We start from the raw sequence: 7,288 nt of genomic DNA, 5'->3' as shown, positions 1-7,288 counted from the left end.
CCAAAAAGTGGTCGATGCCTATTCGTAACTGGACGTCTGCTCTGAATCGCTTTATGATTATGTTTGATGATCGTATTAGTAAGCATTTAATCTAAATGGCAGTTACACAGAATCTGGGATGGTCTCAAACGTTGAGCTATCTGCAAATTTTGCTAAACGTACATCAATATGACTCTGGTCATCAGTCAGTATGGCAGCGAACCAACCCGCACCATATAAAGCACTAGCATCTGTTTTTGATTTCAATTCATAAAACTGCTGATATTGATTATCATCGTTCAGTTGTTCTAACGCTTTTTGCGCTTTTATCAGCCGTTTTAGCCAACGTTTGGTTTTTTTCTTAGCTTTTTTCTTACTTAGTAAAGGCGTAGAAAATTCACTGATGTAGCGCAAATCTCTTAACTGATTAAGCCGCTCGCTTTCAGGTTGGTCATTATCAGCAATGTCTGTGTTTACCTCTATGTCATCGCTCACAAGCTCAGCAACACTTACTTCGTCACTTACTTCATTACTTACTTCATTACTTACTTCATTACTTACTTCATTACTTACTTCATTACTTACTTCATTACTTACTTCGTCAGATTTTTTATTGGTTTTAAGGCATTTTTTATATAGTTTAGAAAGGACTTTCGTTAGCTTATCGCGGGCAAGCTGATCAGTCTGAGGTTCAATGCTTGGGTCGCTCATAGTAAAGGCAATCAGCTCTAGCAAGGTTATCTGAAAGTCATTGGCTTGCAACGTATTGATAGGCGTAATTTTGATATTTTCAATATCTGTTGTCCAGTCAACGGCAGGCGCGCCACATGCTTGTAGCTCAGGTTCGATCTGTGCATTGATATAAGCAAGTTGATAGTAGTCGCTAAGCAAGGTTGCAGTTTGCTTTAGTATCGGCAGCCATTCAGGATTAATCTCATCAGAGAAGTCAGCAAATGCTTTCAACGCAGTACGCAAGCGATCAATACCAACTCTTAACTGTAGAATATGATTATCATCTATGCTGCCAGCGACGATAGCACTGCTATTTGGTAGTATCTGTAATAAGCAATTGTGTACGACCGCACGTATAAAGGCAGGTGCACTGCTGTCTTTGTCTATTTGCAATTGACTTAGGTTTGCGTTGACCGCTGGACTGTGTTTTTGTCCGTTAATAAGTAAGCTACCGTTTTCAGCTTTGGTAACGGTAGATAGACACAGCTTATAGCGCTTGCACCATGTTTTGGCAGTCGTAAATAGAAAATCTAAATCTCCTGACACCAGTTCAAACTCTATCTCTTGAATGGCTTTGCGTAGCGAGTCATCAGTACCATGGATGATTTCTCCCTGATCGTAAGCCATTTCGATGCAATTATCGGTTTCATCTTCATTACTTTCTGTTAGCAACCGCGTAGTGCGCTCGACGTCAGTAACATAAAGTCGTGTTAGCGTCTTCACTAGCTTTTTGAGTTTAAAGTCAGCCAATGCCGCAGCGATTGGAGTGTCTTCATATATTGTCAAATCAGGCATCAACTCATTATTATCGAGCATCGTTTGTACTTGCTCATTATCGAGTACGGCATTGTGCTCCAAGCGTGCGGCGATACCATCACCACTAGCTTTAATGGTTTGTACCCATGTATCGCCTTCTTTGCGAATACGCAGACCGATACCTGCCTGTGCAAGCTGTTGGTCAGACGTATCGTAATAATGTGCAGCCAGTTGCGTCACTTGTGAGGATTTAACGTGCGTTTGACGCATTAATCCCTTCAGTCGTGACTCTGGTACCAAAAACTTCAGCTCTATCTCTTGCATATTAGCTCCTAATAATTCTGACTGATGGCTCTGATCGATGGTTTTGATAAACTATTATTAGTCTACCATTCTCTGATTATTTAAACCGCAATAAAAAACCGCCCTACATGATGTAGGACGGTTTTTTGATAAATACTGCTAGTCTGTCGGTTATTAGAACTGGTTCATCGTGTTCTTGCCGCCGCCAGCTTTCAGAGCGTTATCGCCTGAGAAGATTTCTTTGTGGTCATCGCCAAGGTCAGAACCAGCCATTGCTTGGTGCTTAACACAAGAGATACCTTCGCGGATTTCTTTACGCTGTACGCCAGCTGCATAAGCAAGCATGCCTTCTTCACCGAAGTAGCCTTTAGCAAGTTCATGAACGCTAAGAGCAGTCGTGTGGTAAGTCGGTAGCGTGATTAAGTGATGGAATACACCAGCTTCACGTGACGCATCACGTTGGAAGTTTTTAGCGGCTACGTCAGCGGCTGCATCAAGCTCAGTACCGTCGTAATCAGCACTCATCAAGTCATCTTTATTGTATGCAGAGACGTCTTTGCCTTCTTCTTCCCACTGAGCGATAACTTGCTTACGGAAGTTAAGCGTCCAGTTGAATGATGGGCTGTTGTTGTATACAAGCTTGGCTTTAGGCTGTTGCTCTTTAATACGGTCAACCATCATTTTGATGTGTTCTACGTCTGGAGTCGGTGTTTCGATCCATAGTAGGTCAGCGCCGTTTTCTAGAGCCGTTACACAGTCAAGTACAACACGGTCAATGTTAGTCTCTTCACGGAACTGATATAGACCGTTAGGTAGACGAACTGGGCGTACTAGTTTGCCGTTGTGCTTAAGTAAGCTGTCGTTTTCTTGAGCATTCTCTAGCGTTACTTCTTCCATTTCGATGAAATCGATATATTTAGAAGCAAGGTCGCCTGGCTCATTTGATACTGGGATTTTTTGCGTTAGTGATGCGCCTTCAGAGTCAGTACGAGCAACGATAACACCGTCTTCAACACCAAGCTCTAAGAATGCATAACGGATAGCGTTTAGCTTAGAGATGAAGTCTTCATGCGGTACAGTTACTTTACCAGCTTGGTGACCACATTGCTTAGCGTCAGATACTTGGTTTTCAACCTGAATGGCACAAGCACCAGCTTCGATCATTTGCTTAGTCAATAGGTAAGTGGCTTCTTCGTTACCGAAACCTGCATCGATATCAGCGATGATTGGCACAACGTGTGAATCAAAGTTTTCGATTTTTTCTAGGATAGCTGAAGTGTCTTGGCCAGCTTCTTCAGCAGCGTTTAGCTCACGGAAGTAGTCGTTCAACACTTTAGCATCTGCTTGACGTAAGAAGGTGTAGATTTCTTCGATTAGCTTAGGTACTGACGTCTTTTCGTGCATAGATTGGTCAGGTAGTGGACCAAACTCAGAGCGTAGGGCAGCTACCATCCAACCTGAAAGGTAGATGTAAGTTTTAGAAGTCGTACCGAAATATTTTTTCTTAGCGTACATAGTTTGCTGTGCAACAAAACCATGCCATGCACCTAAAGACTGCGTGTACTGAGACGTATCATTGTCATAATCTTCCATGTCTTGACGCATGATTTTTGCAGTATATTTTGCGATATCCAAACCCGTCTTGAAACGGTTTTGTGACATCATACGTGCAGCATCAACTTCGCTAATGTTCTGCCAGTTGCCGTGCTTTTGCTTTAATTCACGTACTAAGTCGATCGCTGATTTATATGCAGTTGACATCTATAGTCTCCTTGGTGGGGTGTAAAAACAAATAAGTTAATTGTTAAAATAATGGGTCTGTCGCTTTACTAAAATCCGCTTTACTAAAATCTTTGTACTAAAAAGTAGTATTCAAAATTTGGTCTATCATTTATCTATCGAAGTTCTATTTACCCTAAACAAACCGCTAGGCTATTACAAGGAATTTGCTGAACTCAACAGTTGAAAATAATTGCTGGTTTATAAATATTCATCGATTCTCACTATATATCTAAAAGGTATCTGAATACTTAATAGGCAGTGATGTCATAATTGGTAGCAAGAGATGTTACAATAATGAGGTCAATTAACCGTATTTAACGACTGATAAAAACCATTAATATATTACTTAGCGATAATATTTAATCGGATAAAAACAGCTTATGAACCTAACGTTCGTTCTCTATGCTGCAAATCCTTTATAGAACTCACTATAACCACCTTACCAAGATTTATCTAATTTATGATAGTTATCTTTGGTATTTCTGTATGATATAATGTTTATATAACAGGGTCTTACGATAGGTTGAATGAGTTATAATACCTATCTATCAGAAAAAACTAGAATAAAATTAGTAGAAAATAATGAAATTATGCTGTTATAACGCACAAATCACCGTAGCAGCACTACAAATGCCAGCCTTAATATGGCGTTTACTCAAAAGCCAAGAGAACCGAATATGAATTTGCAGCGGGTTGATTTAAACTTATTAGTCCATCTAGATGTGTTGCTACGAGAAAAAAACGTTACTCGCGCAGCCGAGCAGCTTGGAATTACTCAGCCTGCTATGAGTAATATCTTGCGCCGTTTGCGTAAGCTGTTTAATGATCCATTATTGGTACGCTCATCTGAGGGTATGACACCGACTGAACGCGCCCTTGAGTTACAGCCACGTATCCGCGAGATACTCGCTGACTTGACTCAAGTGTTGGAGCCACGTACTGAATTCCGTCCTTATAGTACCTCTCGTGTGTTCCGTATCATGACATCAGATTATGCCGAGGCGACCTTAGTACCTAAGCTAGTAAAAGCACTACGTTCGGAAGCACCCAACGTCATTTTGGACTTTTTGACTCCATCAGACGTCTCTTACCGAGATATGGAGCAGGGACGAGTTGATTTAGCGATTAACCGTTTTAACGAGATACCTCAAAGTTTCCATCAGGTTCTAGTATGGCGTGATACTTTTAGTTGCTTACTATCTTCTGACAGTCCTTATGCCAATCGTTTTAATTTGAAAAACTACCTTAAAGCACAGCACGTTTGGGTATCTAAAACAGGGATGGGTGTGGGTTTTGGGGTTAATCCAGAGAAATCTGGTGGGCTAGGATCTATCGATCAGGCCTTGCAGCGCCTTGGTCAAAAACGCCAAATCAGTGTCTTTACTCGACATTATCAAATGCCTGCTATGCTTGCAGCAAATAAAGATTTGATAGCGACTTTGCCCACGCGTGTGGCAAGAATGCAGGCAAATAACGACAGCATTATGATGGAAGATCCGCCGTTTTTTATTCCTGAGTTTGAGCTTACGATGGCATGGTCTCCTTTGTTGCAGCATCATCCAGCCCATCGCTGGTTACGTCAGCTAATTATGCATGTAGCGCGCCAAGTCGTCGCTGAAGAAGAAAATCCACCACAAGAAATACCGGTTATTAACCATTTGTTTTGATTGGTTTGTGTGAGTTGAATTTATCTTTTATTAGAGCAGAATAATTCTGATTATCTGAATTTTTTATAAAAGTATTTCTCTTTAGATCCCACTCTATATAGTTATTAGACCAGCCACTAGGCTGGTTTTTTGTGTTCTAGCGTTTAATAGTTAGTATGTAATATTCAGTTATACTTAATAAGTTAGTCACACTATTAACATCTTCAACACACTTCACAATATATTGTAAAACTCTTCATCAAATAGCTTGTTAAGATAACGGCAGATAGAAAACGAGCTACCAATAGATTGTGCTATCGACGTAAATTTAATAATTAAAACTGTCACAGCAAAATAACTACAAGTGACAGTAAACCCGATTATAAATCCCAAGTATAAATTCGAATAATAAGGACAGTAACTATGTCAGACATTACTACTATTAACCCAACCACGGGCGAAGAAATCAGTAACTACAACTATATGAGCAATGACGAAGTCAACAAGATTGTCGATGCTTCACATAATGCATTTTTAGAATGGCGTACAGAGAGCCACGAAGAACGCGGTCGTGTCATTAAATCTATTGGTGATAAGCTGATGGAGTACAAAGAAGAGCTGGCTAAGCTGATGACTGAAGAGCGCGGTAAGTTATATAGCCAAAGCATGCAAGAGATTGATCTCTGTAAAGCTATCTGTGATTACACTGCTGAAAATGGCGTCGCTTCTTTAGCTGATGATGTACGAGATATCGAAAGCATGAAAAAAGGGCTAGTGACGTACCAACCTATCGGTATCATCTACGGTATGCAGCCTTGGAACTTCCCAGCGTATCAAGTATTCCGTTATACCATCGCAAACTTGATGGCAGGTAACAGTGTCTTACTAAAACACGCATCTAACGTAACAGGCTCTGGTCTACTAATCGAAAAAATTCTTCACGAGTCTGAATTACCAAGTGATTTGTTCCGTACGATTATCATTGACCATGATCAATCAGAAGCATTGATTGGCAATGACAAAGTACGTGGCGTGACACTAACAGGTAGTGACAAAGCAGGCGTGATCGTTGGACAGCAAGCAGCTAAAGCAATTAAGAAAGCGGTATTAGAGCTAGGTTCAAACGATGCATTTATCGTATTAGAAGATGCAGATATTGAAACTGCAGTAGAAACTTGTACTCAAGCACGTCTAATCAATAACGGCGAAACTTGTGTAGCGGCCAAACGCTTTATCGTAGTCGATAGCGTATATGACGAATTCCGTAAGCGTATCGTTGAGAAGTTTGAAGGTACCAAAGCGGGTGACCCAATGGATGACAGTTCAGACATCGGTCCGTTAGCGCGTGCAGACTTGCGAGATCAGCTACATGAGCAAGTAGAACAAAGCGTAGCAAAAGGTGCAACGATTGCTGTTGGCGGTAAGGTACCTGAAGGTAAAGGTAGCTTCTATCCAGCAACTATCTTAGAAAATGTCGAGAAAGGTCAACCTGCCTACGACGACGAACTATTTGGCCCCGTCGCTTCACTAATTCGTGCAAAAGATGAAGACGATGCAATGCGCATCGCTAACGACAGTCGTTATGGTTTAGGTGGCGCGATTTTCTCGAAAGATGAAGAGAAAGCTGTTCGTTTAGCACGTGAGCAATTCGATACAGGTATGGTCTATATCAATGGTTATGGTCTAGCTAATCCTGCACTGCCATTTGGTGGCGTGAAAAACTCAGGCTATGGTCGTGAGCATGGCGGTTTTGGTATCAAAGAGTTTGTCAACATCAAAGCGGTTCATGTATTCTAAAAATGAACTAATTAGACAAATTAGCTAAATAGATAACTATTTACGATTTTAAATGATTTTAAATAATAAATAGTTATCAAATAAAAAAGCCCAGTTACTCATTACGAGTAGCTGGGCTTTTTATTGCGCTATATAAAGCATTATTAAAAGCAGCTTATAGTCAATCGGTAACCCTCCCAAACTTAAGACACCTAATAAATAGAATTAAGCTGCCTGATTGAGTTTCTGTATCGGTGTAAAACCGCCATTGCCCATGTTTGGGCGCTTATGATTATAATGGTATAACCAGTTTT

4 protein-coding genes are annotated in these 7,288 nt (G+C 40.7%); 2 read left to right on the top strand and 2 right to left on the bottom strand.

The genetic code is table 11. The features are described from left to right. Window positions 1-102 precede the first annotated feature (102 nt). Window positions 103-1,791, bottom strand: coding sequence for a CYTH and CHAD domain-containing protein (locus tag JMX07_RS13265; protein ID WP_201608410.1), 1,689 nt, complete (start codon window positions 1,789-1,791; stop codon window positions 103-105). 153 nt (window positions 1,792-1,944) lie between these two features. Further along, window positions 1,945-3,531 (bottom strand): isocitrate lyase, encoded by a 1,587-nt coding sequence (locus JMX07_RS13260; protein ID WP_160022549.1) that lies wholly within the window; start codon window positions 3,529-3,531, stop codon window positions 1,945-1,947. A 698-nt stretch (window positions 3,532-4,229) separates the two neighbouring features. On the opposite strand from JMX07_RS13260, the gene JMX07_RS13255 reads away from it, so the two are divergent. After that, window positions 4,230-5,219, top strand: a complete 990-nt coding sequence (locus JMX07_RS13255; RefSeq protein WP_057761159.1) for a LysR family transcriptional regulator — start codon at window positions 4,230-4,232, stop codon at window positions 5,217-5,219. Window positions 5,220-5,621: 402 nt separating this feature from the next. Beyond that, window positions 5,622-6,995 (top strand): NAD-dependent succinate-semialdehyde dehydrogenase, encoded by a 1,374-nt coding sequence (locus JMX07_RS13250; protein ID WP_201608409.1) that lies wholly within the window; start codon window positions 5,622-5,624, stop codon window positions 6,993-6,995. Window positions 6,996-7,288 lie beyond the last annotated feature (293 nt).

Origin of the sequence: Psychrobacter immobilis, from assembly GCF_904846235.1 — a bacterium.
GTDB classification, from domain to species: Bacteria; Pseudomonadota; Gammaproteobacteria; order Pseudomonadales; family Moraxellaceae; genus Psychrobacter; species Psychrobacter immobilis_C.
Note: the sequence above shows the minus strand (reverse complement) of the source record. Positions and strands in the feature narration are given on the sequence as shown.

Excerpts from the sequence above, each read along its gene's own strand:
- JMX07_RS13250 (WP_201608409.1), top strand. The coding sequence starts at position 5,622 with ATGTCAGACATTACTACTATTAACCCAACCACGGGCGAAGAAATCAGT.
- JMX07_RS13255 (WP_057761159.1), top strand. The coding sequence starts at position 4,230 with ATGAATTTGCAGCGGGTTGATTTAAACTTATTAGTCCATCTAGATGTG.
- JMX07_RS13260 (WP_160022549.1), bottom strand. The coding sequence starts at position 3,531 with ATGTCAACTGCATATAAATCAGCGATCGACTTAGTACGTGAATTAAAG.
- JMX07_RS13265 (WP_201608410.1), bottom strand. The coding sequence starts at position 1,791 with ATGCAAGAGATAGAGCTGAAGTTTTTGGTACCAGAGTCACGACTGAAG.